The following is a 16791-nucleotide window of genomic DNA, read 5'->3' on the forward strand; positions in this document are numbered from 1 at the left end:
TCCTAGTGCGCTGCCCACTCGATGGTATTCAGGTCAACACCATCCTGGTACATATCCCAGAGGGGCGACAGCTCCCTCAATTTACCGACTGCGCCGCGCAATTGCGCCACAGCCGTGTCTACATCTTCTTCGGTGGTGAAGCGGCCGAAACTGAAACGCAGTGAACTGTGCGCCAGTTCATCGTTCAATCCCAGGGCCCGCAGCACGTAAGACGGCTCAAGGCTCGCAGACGTACAGGCAGAGCCGCTGGAAATCGCCAGGTCCTTCAGGGACATAATCAGCGACTCGCCTTCCACAAAGGCGATACTGACGTTGATTGCACCCGGCAGGCGCTGGTCCATGTCACCGTTGACGTGCACCTCTTCGATGTCCTTGATGCCATCCCAGAAGCGCTGGCGCAGGGCCATGAGGCGCTCTGCTTCCTGCGCCATTTCCTCTGTTGCGATCCTGGCCGCTTCTCCCATACCCACGATCTGGTGGGTGGCCAGGGTGCCCGAGCGCATACCGCGCTCGTGACCACCACCGTGCATCTGCGCCTCGAGGCGCACGCGCGGCTTGCGGCGCACATACAGCGCGCCGACGCCCTTGGGGCCGTACATCTTGTGGCCCGACAGGGACATCAGGTCCACATTCATGGCGTTGACGTCGATTTCGATCTTGCCGGCACTTTGCGCCGCGTCACAGTGAAACAGCACGCCGGCTGCACGCGTCACCGCGCCGATACCGCCGATGTCATTCACCGTGCCGATTTCGTTGTTGGCGTGCATGATACTCACCAGGATAGTGTCCTCGCGCAGGGCCGCGCCGATCGCCTCCGGGGTGATCAATCCATGACTGTCGGGGTCAAGGTACGTTACCTCGTAACCTTCGCGCTCGAGCTGGCGGCAGGTGTCCAGCACCGCCTTGTGCTCGATCTTGGAGGTCACTATGTGCTTGCCCTTCTTGCTGTAGAAGTGCGCCACGCCCTTGATGGCGAGGTTGTCCGACTCGGTAGCGCCCGATGTCCAGACGATTTCCCGCGGGTCCGCATGCAGCAGGTCGGCGACCTGGCGCCGCGCTGTTTCCACCGCTTCTTCCGCCTTCCAGCCATAAAGATGGGACCGCGAAGCGGGATTGCCAAAATTGCCCTCGACTGACAGGCAGTGAGTCATTTTTTCCACTACGCGCGGATCGACCGGCGTGGTCGCCAGATAATCCAGATAAATCGGCTTTTGCATCGTTACTTTGCTCCGTTACCGCTTTCAGGCCTGGCTCAGCACCAGGGCCTCTTCCTGACCTGCCCGGGCGTCCTGCCGCCTGGATATATGTTGTACTTCCCGTCTTTCAACCAGGTTTGCCAGGCTGATCTGACTCAGGAAGTTGTGAATCTGCTCACTGAGATCACACCACAGGTGGTGGGTCAGGCACACTTCGCCCTGCTGGCAGTTGCTGGTGCCACCACAACCGGTGGCGTCCACCGCCTCGTTGACCGCGTCCACTATCTGGGCGACATAAATCTCTCCCAGGTCACGACTCAGGCGATAGCCACCGCCAGGGCCGCGTACGCTGGTTACCAGGTTGTTACGTCGCAGCTTGGCAAACAGTTGCTCCAGGTAGGACAGGGAAATAGCCTGTCTTCCGGATATATCAGCCAGGCTGACCGGGCCGTCGTGGCCGTGTAAGGCCAGGTCCAGCATTGCGGTTACGGCGTAGCGCCCTTTGGTCGTCAGTCGCATGGTTTTTGCCCCTGCAATTACTATACGGGCAGTATGCAATAACCGACTATTTTGGTCAACTATAAAACCAACCAATTTACTTGGTTTTTGGCGTGTAATCCTCTGCCCCGGAAGCGCCGGAAACGTCTTGTGGCTGCGCCTTGCGCACCCATTTCTGGGTCTCGGTGAGGATGCCGCGGAGGATATTCAACTCCATCTCATCCAGCCTGACCCGGCTGTACAGCCGGCGCAGGCGCGTCATCAACTGCCGCGGCGCCGCCGGATCCAGGAATTCCACGTCCACCAGCGTCTGCTCAAGATGCTGGTAGAAGCGCTCCATGTTGTCGCGGGTGGCAAAGGGCGCGTCCCACTCGTCATCCTCGCTGGCGGGCAACTGCCCGGCGTCAAGCAGCATGCGCAACTCGTAGCAAACCACCTGCACCGCCATGGCGAGGTTGAGCGAGCTGTAATCGGCAGAAGTGGGAATATTCAGGTGCAGGTTGCACAGCTGCAATTCTTCATTGGTGAGACCACGATCCTCGCGCCCGAACAATACCGCGACCTGCTCCGTTGCGGAGGCACTGGCCATGCGCCGGGCACAACTGCGTGGGTCCTGCAGCGGCCAGGGGATGCGCCGCCCGCGGGCACTGGTGCCCACCACGAACTGGCAGTCAGCTATGGCCTCATCCAGGGTCGCCGTGACCACGGCAGCATCGAGTACGTCACCGGCAGATGCCGCGCGCCAGCTGGCCTGCTCATCCGGAAACTGGCGCGGCGCCACCAGGTAAAGGCGTGACAGGCCCATATTTTTCATGGCGCGAGCGACACCACCGATGTTGCCGGGGTGGCTGGTGTTAACGAGAACGATGCGGATATTGTCGAGATTCATGCTGGATTGGCGCCTGTCGGGGGCGCGAAGTTTAGCAGATTTTCCTTGGGCGGTGGTGATTCGGCACACGCTGGATAGTGTTGTCAGCCCCTTTGCTCTATAATCGCGCGCCCGCACCATCCTCAGGAAGACACCATGGAACCGATGACCAATATTGCGCTGCGCGCCGCCCGCAAGGCAGGCGAGAATGTCGTGCGCGCCTCGGATGATCTCGACCGCATCGATGTGGTCGCCAAGGGTGTCAACGACTTCGTCAGCGAGGTCGATATCAATGCCGAACAGGAGATCATCTATCACCTGCAAAAGGCCTATCCCGACCACGCCATCCTCGGCGAGGAAACGGGCCTTACCGGCAACGCTGACGCGGATTACCAGTGGATCATCGACCCGCTGGACGGCACCACCAATTTCGCCCGCGGCATTCCCCACTACGCCATTTCCATTGCCTGCCTGCACAAGGGCAAGCTGGAACATGCGGTGATCGTTGACCCGGTACGCAGGGAGGAATTCACCGCCTCCAGGGGCCGCGGCGCCCAGCTCAACGGGCGACGCATGCGCGTGAGCAAGCGCACCAGCCTCGATGGCGCCCTGCTCGGCACCGGAATACCGTTCAAGGGGCACTGCGATGAACGCCTGGAAGCGTACGCCAAATCCATAGAGGTACTCGCCGGGCAATGTGCCGGCATTCGCCGGGGAGGCGCAGCGGCCCTCGACCTGGCCTATGTGGCTGCCGGCCGGCTGGACGGCTTCTGGGAAATCGGTCTGGAGAAATGGGATATCGCCGCCGGTGCCCTGCTGGTAAAAGAAGCAGGCGGGCTGGTGGCGGACATCGACGCCTCGGACAACTACCTGGAGTCAGGCAACATCGTCTGCGGTAACCCCAAGTGTTTCAAGGCGGTGCTACAGGCAACACGGCCGCTGCTGGGCTAGCTAGTGCCCGTCCGGAAACACGTGTATGTACATTGAATTGTCATTCCCGCGAAGGCGGGAATCCAGAAAAATCAGCCACCTACCTGGATCCCCGCCTTCGCGGGGATGACAAAAAAGGGGGTTTCCGGAGGCTCTGTAGCTAGGGCAGAATCTCTTCCTGTTCGGCGCCTTCCTTCACCGGGATCATCAGGTCTTCCTTGTTCACCCCCATGATCAGCAGCGTATTGGCGGCCACATAGATGGATGAGTAGGTACCAACCACCACACCGATCAACAGTGCCACGGCAAAGGCATTGATCATCTCCCCGCCAAACAGCGCCAGTGCGACCAGCACCAACATGGTGGTCAAGGATGTCACCAGAGTTCGACCAAGGGTTTCCGACAGGGAGATGTTGATCACTTCTACCGGCTCGACCTTGCGCAGCTTGCGGAAGTTCTCCCGGATCCGGTCCGACACCACGATGGTGTCGTTGAGCGAATAACCGATTACCGCCAGCAGCGCAGCCAGCACGGTCAGGTCGAACTCTATGCCGAGCACGGAGAAACAACCCAGCACTATCAGCACGTCGTGAATCAGCGCCACCACCGCGCCCAGGGCGAACTTGAACTGGAAGCGGAAGGCGATATAGATCATCACCAGGCCCAGCGCCAGCAACATCGCCAATCCGCCCTGCTCGCGCAGTTCATCGCCCACCTGGGGACCGACAAACTCGATACGGCGCAGTTCCACGGTCCCGCTGTAAGCATCCTGCAGCTTATCCAGCAGCTCGGCGCCCTCGTCGTCGGAATAGCCCTGGGGCAGGCGAATCAAGACATCGCGATCGGTGCCAAAGCTCACCACGATGGCGCCGGCGTAGCCTTCGGCATCCAGCGTCTGGCGAATGGCATTGAGGTCTGCTGTTTCACTGTAGTTCACTTCAACCAGGGTGCCACCGGTAAAATCCAGGCCCCAGTTGAGCTGCTTCACGGCCAGCGAACCGATGGCGACCAGCAGCAATACGGTGGAGAACGCCAGGGCCAGCTTGCGCTGCCCCATAAAGTCGATTGTTTTCATCAGTGACCTCCTCCGATCGACAGACTCTGCACACGTCGGCCACCGTAAATCAGGTTAACCAGGGCCCGGGTGCCCATAATGGCGGTAAACATCGAGGTAACGATGCCGACCGAAAGTGTCACCGCGAAGCCCTTGATCGGACCGGTACCGACAGCGTAGAGGATCACTGCCACGATCAAGGTGGTGATATTGGCGTCGAGAATTGTGGCCACGGCGCGCTCAAAGCCGGAATGGATGGCCATCTGGGGTGACAGGCCGTTGCTGAGCTCCTCGCGTATTCGCGAGAAGATCAACACGTTCGCGTCCACCGCCATGCCCACCGTCAGCACGATGCCGGCGATGCCCGGTAGCGTCAGCGTCGCCCCGATAATGGACATGAAGGCGAGCATGAGTACCAGGTTGCAGGTCAGCGCAATCACTGCCGCCACGCCGAACACCCGGTAGTAAAGAATCATGAATACCACCACCAGTGCCAGGCCGATCTGCACCGATTTAACGCCAAGACGGATATTCTCAGCACCCAGTGAAGGGCCGACCGTACGCTCCTCCACGAAGGAGATCGGTGCGGCGAGCGCTCCGGCGCGCAGCATCAGCGCCAGTTCCGAGGACTCCATGGGGCTGTCCAGGCCGGTGATCTGGAACTGTGCACCCAGGGCCGACTGGATAACCGGCGCCGTCAGCAGCTTCTTCTCGTCGTATGGGTCCTTGATCGCAATCTCGCTGCCATCTTCCTGCACTTCATAGCGCGTGCGGTACTTGCGCTCGATAAACAGGACGCCCATGCGTCGCCCGACGTTATCCCGGGTGGCACGGCTCATCAGCATGCCACCCTCGCTGTCGAGGCTGATCTGCACATTGGGGCGACCATTCTGGTCGAAACTGGCCTGGGCATTGGCTACCCGCTCACCGGTAAGGATCACGTCACGTTCCAGCCATTCACTCATGCCCGCGCGATCAGGGCTGCGATACTCAAAACGCTGCTTTTCGGAAGGCGCCGCCTCCAGCCTGGCAACCATACGGAACTCGAGGTTGGCCACCTTACCTAGTATGCGCTTGGCTTCCGCGGTGTCCTGGATACCCGCCAGCTCCACCACGATGCGATTCTTGCCCTGCCGCTGCACCAGGGGTTCGGATACGCCCAGTTCATTCACACGATTGCGCAGCGTGGTCAGGTTCTGGCTCACTGCATATTCGGCGATCTCATCACGGGTCGCCTCAGACATGACCGCGTACAGGTTCCAACTGTCTTCCTCATCCACGCGGTCGAGAATCAGCTCGGGATGATTTTCGGAGATGATGTCACGGGCCTGCTCGCGCAGGTCCTCGCTCCTGAATTTGGTCTCCAGGCGGCCCTTGTCATCGAGATTGACGAAGCCGCGAATGCGCGCCTCACGCAGGGCTCGCTTGCTGGCGTTAAAGTAGTACTCCATACGCCGTTCCACGGCCGCATCCACGTCCACTTCCAGCTTGAAGTGCACGCCGCCGCGCAAGTCCAGACCCAGTTTGACCGGCTGCGCACCAAAATCGCTGAGCCAGTCCGGAGTAGTCGGGGCAAGGTTCAGGGCGACAATAAAGCCATCACCCAACGCGCGCGACACCAGAGCCTGGCTTTGCAACTGCGTTTCGGCATCGCGCAGGCGAATCAGGGCATTGCGCCCGTCGGCGTCAATCACCTCGCCAAAGTATTCAATGCCGGCTTCGTCGAGCGCTTTCTCGGCGCGCGCCAGCATGGACTGGTCGATCAGTTGCGCGCTGCTTTCACCGGTGATCTGCAGGGCAGGGTCAGGCTTGTACAGGTTGGGTGCAGCGTAGAAAGCCCCCAGTGCAAGAATGAAAAGCACCAGCAGATATTTCCACAGCGGATATTTGTTCAGCATGTAACTAGCTCATCAGGGGAATCGGGCGGCGGGCCCGTTTCGGAAAAGGCGTCATTATAAGCATTCGCACCCTCGCCACAAGGTCGCTTGTAGTGGTGATGGGGGCTCCTGCGGCGATATTCAACCTGCGGCTGCACAATAGTCCTCCCGCTTCCCGGCGTGCTCGCGATATTGAGTTGACGGAAGTCAAGGAAACACGGATACGCAGGGCAAGGGGCGGCGATATGAAATATAGTTTGTACTAGGTATTCGTCGCGCAGAATAGGTGACCGGGCTGAAATCGGTCGCCAGGGAAAAGCATGATGGCAAGCCAGGGAACCAGCACAGGCAAGACACGGTCGGGACTGCTGACAGCACTGACCTGTGCCCTCGCGGTAGCTGCCTCGGGCCTGGTTTACCTGGAGAGCTTCAGCGACAGTGCCTGGGAGTGCGCTCCGATGGTGCCGGAAGGCAGCGCGTCGTCAGCCCCGCCCTGCTTCCGGGCGAGCGTCTTCAATGCAAACAGCATACGCCTGGAATGGCGAGTCGGCACCCCCGGGGCCAGCGTCTACCTCTATAGCGACACGGACCCGAGCTACCGCGACCCCGGCGCACAGCCGGCGCGATGCCCCGATGAGCCCGACAGCACCTGCTCGACCACGGTAACGGTCGAACAAGGTGGCACTTACCGCTGGGTGCTGGCCGTGATCGGCGATAACGCATCGTTCCACGCCGGCACTGAGGTGAACGTGGCACCGCCGGCTGTCCCACAGGTGACCGCCGGTGGCGGTTTCGTCGACCTCTTGCGTCCGCAAGGCCAGGTGCTTACGTGGACCGCCCCCGATAGCGACTCCGCAGCCATCGGCAGCCCGACAGGGTTCTGGGTAGAGGTGCGCCCCCACGCCACCGTGGGCTGGCTGCCCGAACGCTACCCGCCTGCGGGCGTGGGCGCGGAGTATGCGATCGGGGCCGGCACTTTCCAGGCGGAGCAGGAATACGTCTACAGTCTGCGCAGTTGCCACCTGCCTGCTGGCAGCACTGGCAAGTTCTGCAGCCCGCCCGTCAGCGTTGGTTTCCGCGCCGGGTATGACAGCTTCACCAGTTACCGCAACCTGACGGTGCCGCCAGGCGAGCCGCTGGAGATATCGTTTACGAATCAGTCCGGCGATGCCCGTATGCTTTCTTCCGCCACCCTGTTGCCGCAGGAGGTGATGCCGGTAGAGGGGACGGCTTTCACGATAGAAGGCACCCGGCTTACCGTGGGTGACCATCACATCAGCCTCGACTCATGCTTATTGCCGCAGGGACCGTGTTCCAATCGTCGCAACGCCGTGCCCGCTGAAAAGAGTGGCGCTTTCTGGCGCCGGCGCGAGGGCAATTACCGCGAGGGGGAGGAAATCGGGCGCCTTTTTCCAGCCGACAAAAGCCCGATGATTTCCGTGCTCGCACCGGCCACAGGCGAAGTACACTACCTGCAAAGTGGCCCGGTCTCAGAAGTGGCAGCAGGAGACCTGCTGGCTTACAGCATCACACAGCCCGGCGATTTGATGACCATCAGTGTGGGCGCACCCATGGACTGGGTACTGGCCAGGCCCTACACCGACGATTTCTACCCCGCCACAGCACTGGCCTCCCGCAGCAAGGGGCAGGCGCTGGATATTGCTTTCGACACCGAGGGCGCGGCCTGGCTGCTGAAGGAATACTCCAACAGCCTGGAACGTGTTTCAGTGCTGGGGGAGGTGGAGATACTGGGTCTGCCAATGCCCCGCCATACCGCTGGCGCAAGCATGGCCGACCAACCACCGGGCAGCGCCTTTCCACCCAGCAAACCCTTCACCTTCAACTGGGGGGCCATGTGGTGGGGCCGCAGCTCGATTACCTCACTGGCGGAAAAGATCACCCTTATCGACAACAAGATCTGGTTGACCCAGGGGGGCTCGCTGCTCAGCGACCCGCTGCGCCAGTTGCCGAATCTCTCACGCGTCATTGCCTTCAACCCCGAAACCGCAGGAAGCCCGACCACCCCCTACGATGACCGCTTCTGTGTCTATACCATGCCTGCAGACGACGTTGACGGCCGGGGCGACAACCAGGTGATCGGTGTTACGGGGCTCATGGGCAGGATCTGGGTGGCTGAAAGCCGCGGGCTGTTGAGTGAGGACCAGGCCTACCTGTCCTCGTTTGTCCCCGACCCCCGGCTCTGCGACAACCTGCTCACCGTGGAGGATGCCAACGCCATGCAGTCACAGCCGATGCAGTACTGTGCCGACGGTCATTCGCCGGAACAGGATGGCTGCGTGGAAAAACTGCCGCTACCCTCCCACGAAAGGCCGATAAAAATCGCTCACCTGGAAGCTGACCCCGATGCGGGTTTGATCTGGTTCACCGACGCCAGCGGCCAGTTCCTGGGCAGCTATGATGCCACCGGAGAATCCGGCTTTATCCTGCGCCGGTTCAGTGAAGACCATCTCGACGCATATGACAGTATCGGCAAGCTGGGCGGCTTCCCATGGGACCTGCAGGTCACCACGGATGCCGTCTATGTCGGCGAATATGCCTCACGTCACATTCTCCGCTTCGACAAATCCAGCGGTGAATTCAGCGAAATCAGCGTGCCCTACCTGGGTCGCCACAGCAAGCTGCACTCACTCGCACTGGACCGGCTGAGGGACCGGCTCTGGTTCACCCTGGCCTATGAATGTGCCGTGCCCGGCAAACACGCCCGCTCCACCATCGGCTATGTCGACCTCGCCAGCTGGCGCAGGCTGCTGGAAACCGATAGCTCCTCGGGGAATATCAGTGGCGTGATCTACGACGGGCTGGAAACCGCCCCGGCATGCGAGATGCACCCGGGACGCCACCAGAACTTCCGCGGCATTGCCATAGACCCAAACAGTGGCAGGATCGCCATTGCCACGGGGCTGCGCGAACAGGTGACACTGCTTGAACCCAGGGCCGGATTCTGGCCCTGAGAATACTCAGCCAAGCCAGGTCCTGGCGTTGCGGAACAAGCGCAACCAGCCGCCCTCCTCGCCCCACTCGTCGGGCGCCCAGGAGCACTGCACGGCACGGAACACACGCTCCGGATGCGGCATCATGATCGTCACCCTGCCGTCCTCGCTGCAGAGCCCGGTGATACCGTTGGGCGAGCCATTGGGATTGGCAGGGTAGCGAGAGGCAACACTGAGGTCGTTCTCCAGGTAGCGCAATGCCACCGTCCCGCTGGCTTCACAGTCGGCCAGTGCCTGTTCGCCTGAAAACTCGGCGCGCCCTTCACCGTGGGCAACCGCTATCGGCAGGTGCGACCCGGCCATACCGGACAGCAGGATTGAGGGGCTTTCCTGCACCTGTACCAGGGCCAGGCGCGCCTCGAACTGCTCTGAGCGGTTCCGCACGAAGCGCGGCCAGTGCCCGGCGCCGGGAATGAGGTCTTTCAGGGTGGACACCATCTGGCAGCCATTGCAGACGCCCAGGGTGAAACTGTCGGCGCGTGCAAAAAATGTGGCGAACTGCTCGCGAACCGCAGCGTTGAAGCGAATGCTCTTGGCCCAGCCTTCGCCGGCGCCGAGCACGTCACCATAGGAAAAGCCGCCGCAGGCCACCAGGCCCTTGAAATCAGCGAGATCATGACGACCGCCGAGAATGTCACTCATGTGCACATCGAAGGGTGCAAACCCGGCGCGATGAAACGCGGCGGCCATTTCCACGTGACCGTTGACGCCCTGCTCGCGCAGTACGGCGATGCACGGGCGCACGCCGGTGTTGATGAAGGGCGCGGCCACATCCTCGGCAGGATCGAAGCTCAGGCTTGCGGAGAGGCCTGGGTCTTCAAGGTCAATACGGGCGAACTCCTCCTCGGCACAAGCCGGGTTGTCGCGCAGCGCCTGTATCTCGTAACTGGTACGCGCCCACAGCTTCTGCAACTCGCTTCGCTTGCTGGACACCAGCTGGCGCCCGCCGTCCCTGATCACCAGCCTGTCATCTGCGCTGGCGCGCCCGATGACATGGGTGCAATCACCCAGCCCCAGGTCAGCGGCGCGCTGTAAGAACCTGTCGACATCCGCATCGGCCAGCTGCAGCACGGCACCTATTTCCTCGCTGAACAGGCGGCCCAGGTCGTCTCCCGGTAGCGCGGCGATATCGGCCTCCAGGCCGCAGTGCCCGGCGAAGGCCATTTCCGCCAGCGTGGTCAGCAGCCCGCCGTCAGAACGGTCGTGATAAGCGAGTAATTTGCCGGCCTGCAGGAACTCCTGCACCAGCTCGAAGAACTGCCGCAGGTCCCCGCTGTCGACGTCCGGCACTGACTGCCCCAGTTGGCCAAATGTCTGCGCCAAAGCTGAACCGCCGAGGCGATTGGCGCCGCGACCCAGGTCCAGCAGCACCAGACTGGCGCTCGCTTGCGGCTGCAGCTGGGGGGTGACTGCCAGGCGCGCATCGGTGACCGGCGAGAAGGCTGACACGATGAGCGACATGGGTGCTGTGACCGACTTGTTCTCGCCATCATCCTGCCAGGTGGTGCGCATGGACATGGAATCCTTGCCCACCGGTATGGTGATGCCCAACTGCGGGCAGAATTCCATACCCACGGCGCGCACTGTGTCATACAGCGCCTCGTCCTCGGTGCCGTAGCCCGCGGCGCACATCCAGTTGGCGGACAGCTTGATGTCACGGATATCGGCGATGGGTGCCGCGGCGATGTTGCTCAAGGCCTCCGCTACCGCCATGCGACCAGAAGCCGGGCCGTCCAGCAGCGCCAGGGGTGTGCGCTCGCCCATGGCCATGGCTTCACCGGCACAGGAATCGTAGGAAACCGTCGTCACGGCACAGTCGGCCACCGGCACCTGCCAAGGACCGACCATCTGGTCGCGGGCCACCATGCCGGTCACGGTGCGATCGCCAATGGTGATGAGGAAGCTCTTGCTGGCCACGCCGGGCAACTGCAGCACCCGATGTACGGCCTCGTCTACGGACACATCAAGCTTGAGCGCATCCTGCGCCACGGTGCGCCGGGTAATTTCCCGATGCATGCGCGGCGGCTTGCCGAACAGCACTGACATGGGCAGATCGACCGGCTTGTTGCCGAATTCGGCGTCGCTGAGTGTCAGGTGCATCGCCTCGGTGGCCTCCCCCACCACCGCGTAGGGACAGCGCTCGCGACGGCAGATCGCCTCGAAGCGGGCCAGGTCCTGCGGCTCCACCGCCATCACGTAACGCTCCTGGGACTCGTTGCACCAGATCTCCAGCGGCGACATACCGGGCTCGTCGTTGGGCACATTGCGCAACTCGAAGCGACCGCCGCGGTTGCCGTCCTTTACCAGCTCGGGAAACGCATTGGACAGGCCGCCCGCACCAACGTCATGTATGAACGCGATCGGGTTCTGCTCTCCCAGCTGCCAGCAGCGATCGATAACCTCCTGACAGCGGCGTTCGATTTCCGGGTTCTGGCGCTGCACAGAGGCAAAATCCAGGTCTTCGGCGCTCTGGCCGCTGGCCATGGACGAGGCCGCGCCGCCACCGAGACCGATCAGCATGGCCGGCCCGCCGAGAACGATCAGTTTGGCGCCGGCACTGTACTCGCCCTTTTCGACGTGCTCTTCCCGGATATTGCCATAGCCGCCCGCTATCATGATCGGCTTGTGATAACCGCGCACCTCGCGACCGTCGGCGCCGTTAGCCTCCAGCTCGAAGCTGCGGAAATAGCCGCAGAGATTGGGTCGCCCGAATTCGTTATTGAACGCGGCGCCCCCTATCGGCCCTTCGACCATGATGTCCAGGGCGGAAACGATACGGCCGGGCCTGCCGTAGTCATTCTCCCAGGGTTGCACGCAGCCGGGAATATTCAGGTTGGAAACCGAAAAGCCGGTCAAGCCCACCTTGGGCTTGGAACCGCGGCCCACGGCGCCCTCGTCCCGGATTTCGCCACCGGAACCGGTACCGGCGCCGGGAAAGGGTGCAATCGCCGTGGGGTGGTTGTGGGTTTCTACCTTCATCAGCAGGTGGATGTTTTCCTGGCTGAAACGGTATTCACAGTCCTCGGGATCGGGATAGAAACGCCCCGCCCTGTGGCCCACTACCACGGCGGCGTTGTCGGAGTATGCGGACAGCACGTTCTCACCGCCCTGCTCATTGGTGTTGCGGATCATGCCGAACAACGACAGCGGCTGCTCCTCACCATCGATGCTCCAGCTGGCGTTGAATATCTTGTGGCGACAGTGCTCGGAATTCGCCTGCGCGAACATCATCAGCTCCACGTCATTGGGGTTGCGCCCCAGCGCGGTAAAGCTGTCCACAAGGTAGTCGATTTCATCATCGGCAAGCGCCAGGCCGAGGCTGCGGTCCGCCTGCTCCAGGGCCTCGCGCCCACCTTCCAGTATGTCTACCGACATCATCGGCGCCGGGGAAGCCTCGACGAACAACTGCTCCGCCTGCTCCACCGTGGTGATCACGGTTTCCGTCATACGGTCGTGCAACAATCCCAGGACGGCGTCCAGCCTGTCCTGCTCCAGCGCGGGCGGCAGGTAGACCTGGTAGGCCACGCCACGCTCGATGCGCTTTACCTCGTCGAGGCCGCAGTTGTGGGCGATATCAGTGGCCTTGCTCGACCAGGGCGAAATCGTCCCTGGCCGGGGCACCACCAGCAACAGGGAGCTGCTGTCAGCGCTCGCCACGTGCCCGGCTTCGCTGATGGTCGGCCCGTATTCCAGCAGGCTGGCGAGGACCGCCTCGCGCTCGGGAGCAAGGGGTGCGGCGACATCCGCAAAGTGCATAAATTCAGTGTGCAACAGTTTGATATCGGGATGAACAGCGGTGAGTTTCCGTGACAACTTGTCCAGACGGAAAGCGGAAAGGGCCGGTGCGCCGCGCAGGGTAAGCATGCTGTGGATTGCTCCAGGAGGGGGTGGTTCGACGAGGCGCCATTGTACTGTATCTGGCAGTCGCCCGTTAACTGAAATTGCCCCCGGACACCACGGTAATTATCACTGTTCGAAGGGTTTCCGGGTTAGCTAGAATGCGGCTATGCGCAACCTACTCAGTCGCCTGCTGTTGATACTGCTGCCCTTCGCGGCGGGCTGTGAGCCGCGTGACAGCCTGGATCATGTCCTGGACAGCGGCCGCCTGACTGTGGTGAGCCGCAACAGCCCTACCACCTGGTACATCGACAAGCAGGGTGACACCGGCTTCGAGTACGCGCTGGCCCAGCGACTGGCGGACCGGCTCGGTGTGGAACTGAACATCGTTCCCGCCTACAGCCTCGACGAAATCTTCGTGAAACTGGACCGCGGCGATGCGGACCTCGCCGCCGCCGGACTTGCGCTCACGGGGGACTGGGAGAGCCGCTATCCACATAGCGTGCCCTATTACCAGTTGCGCCCGCAGGTGATCTACATGGCCGGGAACTACCGCCCGAGAGAAGTCGCAGATCTGCGTAACATGTCCATCGCGGTGCTGGCCGGCTCCAATCACAGCGGCTATTTACAGGCGCTCAAGCAGGGGGGCTTCCCCGAGATTTCCTGGCGTGAAGTGGCAGAGGTGGACTCCATGGAGCTGCTCGAACTGGTCGATGCCGGCGAGGTCGAGCTGGCTATCGTCGATTCCAATGAATTCACCGTGCAACAGCGTCTGTACCCGCGCCTTAAAGTCGCTTTCGACCTGGGCTCGAGCCAGGATATGGTGTGGTACTTGCCCCCCGACCGGGACAACACCCGCCTGCTGGCGGTGATCAACGAATTTCTGGGCGAGCTGCAGGCAGACGGCACCATTGCAGCCATTCGCGACGCGCAATTCGGGCACAGCCGGATCATTTCCCGCATCGGCTCCCACACCTTTACGCTCAATATGCAACGGGTGCTGCCCCGCTACGAGGACCTCATTCGCAAAGTGGCTGCAGAATACCAGATGGACTGGCACCTGTTGGCGGCCATCGCCTACCAGGAGTCACACTGGAACCCGCGGGCACAATCGCCAACGGGCGTGCGCGGCATGATGATGCTAACGCTGCCTACGGCCCGCGAAATGGGCGTCACCAACCGCACCGACCCCGGACAAAGCCTGCGCGGCGGCGCCCGCTATTTCAAGCAGATCAAGCGCCGCCTGCCCGACGATATTTACGAGCCCGACCGCACCTATATGGCGCTGGCGGCCTACAACATCGGCCGCGGTCATCTTGAGGATGCACGGGTGCTGACCGAGCGCCGGGGTGGTGACCCTCACCTGTGGAGCGACGTCATGGAGGCATTGCCACTGCTGCAGAACAGCAAGTATTACCAGACCGTGAAACGCGGTTACGCCCGCGGTAATGAGGCCGTGACCTACGTGCAGAATATCCGCCACTACCTCGGCATCCTGGAATGGCAGGATATCGCACAGCGCCAACCCATCGCGCCCATTCAGCCACAGGCCTTGCTACCGCGGTCAATGCGTGGTCTTGAATTGAAAGCCCTTTAGGGCCCGACGCAGCGGCCAAGAGGCCAGGCTAGCGGCGCCGGCGGAAGAAATCGCGCAGACGCTGGCTACTCTCCTGGCCCAGTATGCCCTCCTGCCATTCGACCCGGTGGTTGTAGCGAGGTTCGTCCAGCAGCGCGCAGGTACTGCAGACAACCCCCGCTCTGGGCTCGCGCGCTGCAAACACCAGCCTGGCGATACGCGCATGAATCATGGCACCCGCGCACATGGTGCACGGTTCCAGGGTGACGTAGATCGAGGCCCCCGGCAGGCGATAGTTACCCACCATCCTGGCCGCGTCGCGCATGGCGACAATCTCGGCATGCGCCGTGGGGTCCGACAGAGAAATGACCGAGTTCCAACCTTCCCCAAGCAGTTCCCCGTCACGCACGACCACAGCACCAATCGGCACCTCGCCCTCGTTTTCAGCACGATCCGCCAATGCCAGTGCACGTCGCATCCACTGCTCGTGCTCCGCTATCGATGACACGTAAGCGCCTCCGTAAACACCATCACCAAAAAAGGTAAGAGCATAACAGCAACTGCCCTGCACAGTTGCGTGGCCCTGAAATCCGCAGCGGCAGGGGCTGGCCGGCCCCTGACCCGCCAGCAAGGCGATCTCGTCATGACGCCCCTGCCCGGATACCGATGAATTTACCTCAAATGGGCTAAAACCGGGGCGTCTGCATCGCCGTATTTCACTTATAACGTGTAATCCAGGGAGAACTTACGATGAATGCAATCCAACAAACAGAGAACAAGCACGATCGCGCTGCCGCCATGTTAGCGGCTGTAGAGGCATTGGTCCCGGCACTGCGGGAACGAGCAGGGCAGGCCAGGCAGGAACGCCGCGTACCCCAGGAAAGCATCAACGAGCTGCAGGAAGCTGGCTTTTTCCTCGCCCTGCAGCCCCGGCAGTGGGGCGGATATGAACTCGATCCACAGGATTTCTTCCGCATGCAGTGCAAGATCGCCGAAGCCTGCATGTCCACGGCCTGGGCCAGTGGCATTGTCGCCGTGCACGCGTTCCAGATCGCCCTGATGGACCGACGCGCCCAGCAGGACGTCTGGAGGGATGATATCCACACCCGGGTCTCGTCTTCATACGCGCCGATGGGCAAGGTAGAGACAGTAGAAGGCGGCTTCCGCCTGAGCGGCCGCTGGGGCTGGAGCTCTGGCTGCGATCATTGCACCTGGGCCCTGCTCGGGGCGATCGTCCCGGGCGAGGGCTATCGCACCTTCCTGGTACCGCGCTCAGACTACAACATCATCGACACCTGGCACTCGATGGGGCTGCAGGGCACCGGCTCCAACGACATCGAAGTGGAGGACGTCTTCGTCCCCGACTACCGCACCCACAAGCAGGTAGATGGCTTCACCGGCAACAACCCGGGTATCGATGACAGCAGCGCACCCCTGTACCGCCTGCCGTGGGCGCAGACCTTTATTCGCGTGGTGTCGACGCCGGCCATCGGTGCCGCCAGGGCGGGCTTAAACCTCTACTGCGAAACCGTAGTCGGCAAGGCCAGCGGCGACCCCACCAAGTTGTCAGGCGACACCAGTACCACGGAACGTGTGGCCGCGGCGATGAATGCGATCGATGAGATGGAATGCATCCTGTACCGCAATTTTGATGACATGATGGCGCTCGTCAACGCGGGCGAGACGGTGCAGGTGACGGACCGGGTCAAGTACCGCTACCAGGCCTCACTGGTGATCGAGAAATCGATGGCAGTCATCGACAGCCTGTTCTCTTCTGCCGGCGGGTCATCCGTATTCCAGGGCGCAGAAATACAGCAACGCTTCCTCGATATTCACACGGCACGGGCGCATGTGGCCAACAACCCGACGTCCTTTGCCCGCAACCTCGGCAGCATCAGCCTGGGAGCCGACAACCAGGACATGTTTGTCTAGGCCACGGGCAGG

The 16791-nt window shown here is 61.8% G+C and carries 11 protein-coding genes; 4 read left to right on the plus strand and 7 right to left on the minus strand.

The window, feature by feature from the left end; translation table 11 throughout:
* Positions 1–2: 2 nt before the first annotated feature.
* The 3 genes from F0M18_RS02880 to trmJ all read right to left on the minus strand — a co-directional run bounded on the left by F0M18_RS02880 (position 3) and on the right by trmJ (position 2583).
* Positions 3–1217 carry an IscS subfamily cysteine desulfurase gene (locus F0M18_RS02880; RefSeq protein WP_149609861.1) on the minus strand — a complete coding sequence of 405 codons (1215 nt, stop codon included), beginning with the start codon at positions 1215–1217 and terminating at the stop codon, positions 3–5.
* Positions 1218–1241: 24 nt separating this feature from the next.
* Positions 1242–1715, minus strand: a complete 474-nt coding sequence (gene iscR / locus F0M18_RS02885) for a Fe-S cluster assembly transcriptional regulator IscR (RefSeq protein WP_149609862.1) — start codon at positions 1713–1715, stop codon at positions 1242–1244.
* A 76-nt stretch (positions 1716–1791) separates the two neighbouring features.
* On the minus strand, positions 1792–2583 hold the full coding sequence (trmJ, locus tag F0M18_RS02890; protein ID WP_149609863.1) for a tRNA (cytosine(32)/uridine(32)-2'-O)-methyltransferase TrmJ: 792 nt from the start codon (positions 2581–2583) through the stop codon (positions 1792–1794).
* 135 nt (positions 2584–2718) lie between these two features.
* On the opposite strand from trmJ, the gene F0M18_RS02895 reads away from it, so the two are divergent.
* On the plus strand, positions 2719–3513 hold the full coding sequence (locus tag F0M18_RS02895) for an inositol monophosphatase family protein (RefSeq protein ID WP_149609864.1): 795 nt from the start codon (positions 2719–2721) through the stop codon (positions 3511–3513).
* Between the two features lie 139 nt (positions 3514–3652).
* Here F0M18_RS02895 and secF read toward each other — a convergent pair whose 3' ends face one another.
* Both secF and secD read right to left on the minus strand, forming a co-directional pair.
* Positions 3653–4567, minus strand: coding sequence for a protein translocase subunit SecF (gene secF, locus F0M18_RS02900; protein WP_149609865.1), 915 nt, complete (start codon positions 4565–4567; stop codon positions 3653–3655).
* Positions 4567–6444: a protein translocase subunit SecD gene (secD, locus tag F0M18_RS02905; RefSeq protein WP_149609866.1), complete on the minus strand. Its 1878-nt coding sequence runs from the start codon at positions 6442–6444 to the stop codon at positions 4567–4569. The genes secF and secD overlap by 1 nt, the downstream gene beginning before the upstream one ends.
* Positions 6445–6746: 302 nt before the next feature.
* On the opposite strand from secD, the gene F0M18_RS02910 reads away from it, so the two are divergent.
* Entirely contained in the window at positions 6747–9395 is a 2649-nt protein-coding gene (locus F0M18_RS02910) for an NHL repeat-containing protein (protein ID WP_188109564.1), read from the plus strand.
* Positions 9396–9401: 6 nt separating this feature from the next.
* Here F0M18_RS02910 and purL read toward each other — a convergent pair whose 3' ends face one another.
* Positions 9402–13298, minus strand: coding sequence for a phosphoribosylformylglycinamidine synthase (gene purL, locus F0M18_RS02915; protein ID WP_149609868.1), 3897 nt, complete (start codon positions 13296–13298; stop codon positions 9402–9404).
* Positions 13299–13440: 142 nt separating this feature from the next.
* On the opposite strand from purL, the gene mltF reads away from it, so the two are divergent.
* Positions 13441–14868 (plus strand): membrane-bound lytic murein transglycosylase MltF, encoded by a 1428-nt coding sequence (gene mltF / locus F0M18_RS02920; protein ID WP_149609869.1) that lies wholly within the window; start codon positions 13441–13443, stop codon positions 14866–14868.
* A gap of 28 nt (positions 14869–14896) precedes the next feature.
* On the opposite strand, the gene tadA is transcribed toward mltF, so the two are convergent.
* The gene (gene tadA / locus F0M18_RS02925) at positions 14897–15355 is read right to left on the minus strand and encodes a tRNA adenosine(34) deaminase TadA (protein ID WP_149609870.1); all 459 of its coding nucleotides are present in this window, start codon (positions 15353–15355) and stop codon (positions 14897–14899) included.
* A gap of 242 nt (positions 15356–15597) precedes the next feature.
* Between tadA and F0M18_RS02930 the strand changes: the two genes are divergently transcribed.
* Complete coding sequence (locus F0M18_RS02930) at positions 15598–16779, plus strand: acyl-CoA dehydrogenase family protein (protein WP_149609871.1); 1182 nt, start codon at positions 15598–15600, stop codon at positions 16777–16779.
* Positions 16780–16791 lie beyond the last annotated feature (12 nt).

The organism is Pseudohalioglobus sediminis (genome assembly GCF_008370495.1).
In the GTDB taxonomy this organism is placed as follows: Bacteria; Pseudomonadota; Gammaproteobacteria; order Pseudomonadales; family Halieaceae; genus Halioglobus.

Excerpts from the sequence above, each read along its gene's own strand:
- F0M18_RS02910 (WP_188109564.1), top strand. The coding sequence starts at position 6,747 with ATGGCAAGCCAGGGAACCAGCACAGGCAAGACACGGTCGGGACTGCTG.
- iscR (WP_149609862.1), bottom strand. The coding sequence starts at position 1,715 with ATGCGACTGACGACCAAAGGGCGCTACGCCGTAACCGCAATGCTGGAC.
- secD (WP_149609866.1), bottom strand. The coding sequence starts at position 6,444 with ATGCTGAACAAATATCCGCTGTGGAAATATCTGCTGGTGCTTTTCATT.
- F0M18_RS02930 (WP_149609871.1), top strand. The coding sequence starts at position 15,598 with ATGAATGCAATCCAACAAACAGAGAACAAGCACGATCGCGCTGCCGCC.
- trmJ (WP_149609863.1), bottom strand. The coding sequence starts at position 2,583 with ATGAATCTCGACAATATCCGCATCGTTCTCGTTAACACCAGCCACCCC.
- F0M18_RS02895 (WP_149609864.1), top strand. The coding sequence starts at position 2,719 with ATGGAACCGATGACCAATATTGCGCTGCGCGCCGCCCGCAAGGCAGGC.
- secF (WP_149609865.1), bottom strand. The coding sequence starts at position 4,567 with ATGAAAACAATCGACTTTATGGGGCAGCGCAAGCTGGCCCTGGCGTTC.
- mltF (WP_149609869.1), top strand. The coding sequence starts at position 13,441 with ATGCGCAACCTACTCAGTCGCCTGCTGTTGATACTGCTGCCCTTCGCG.
- F0M18_RS02880 (WP_149609861.1), bottom strand. The coding sequence starts at position 1,217 with ATGCAAAAGCCGATTTATCTGGATTATCTGGCGACCACGCCGGTCGAT.
- purL (WP_149609868.1), bottom strand. The coding sequence starts at position 13,298 with ATGCTTACCCTGCGCGGCGCACCGGCCCTTTCCGCTTTCCGTCTGGAC.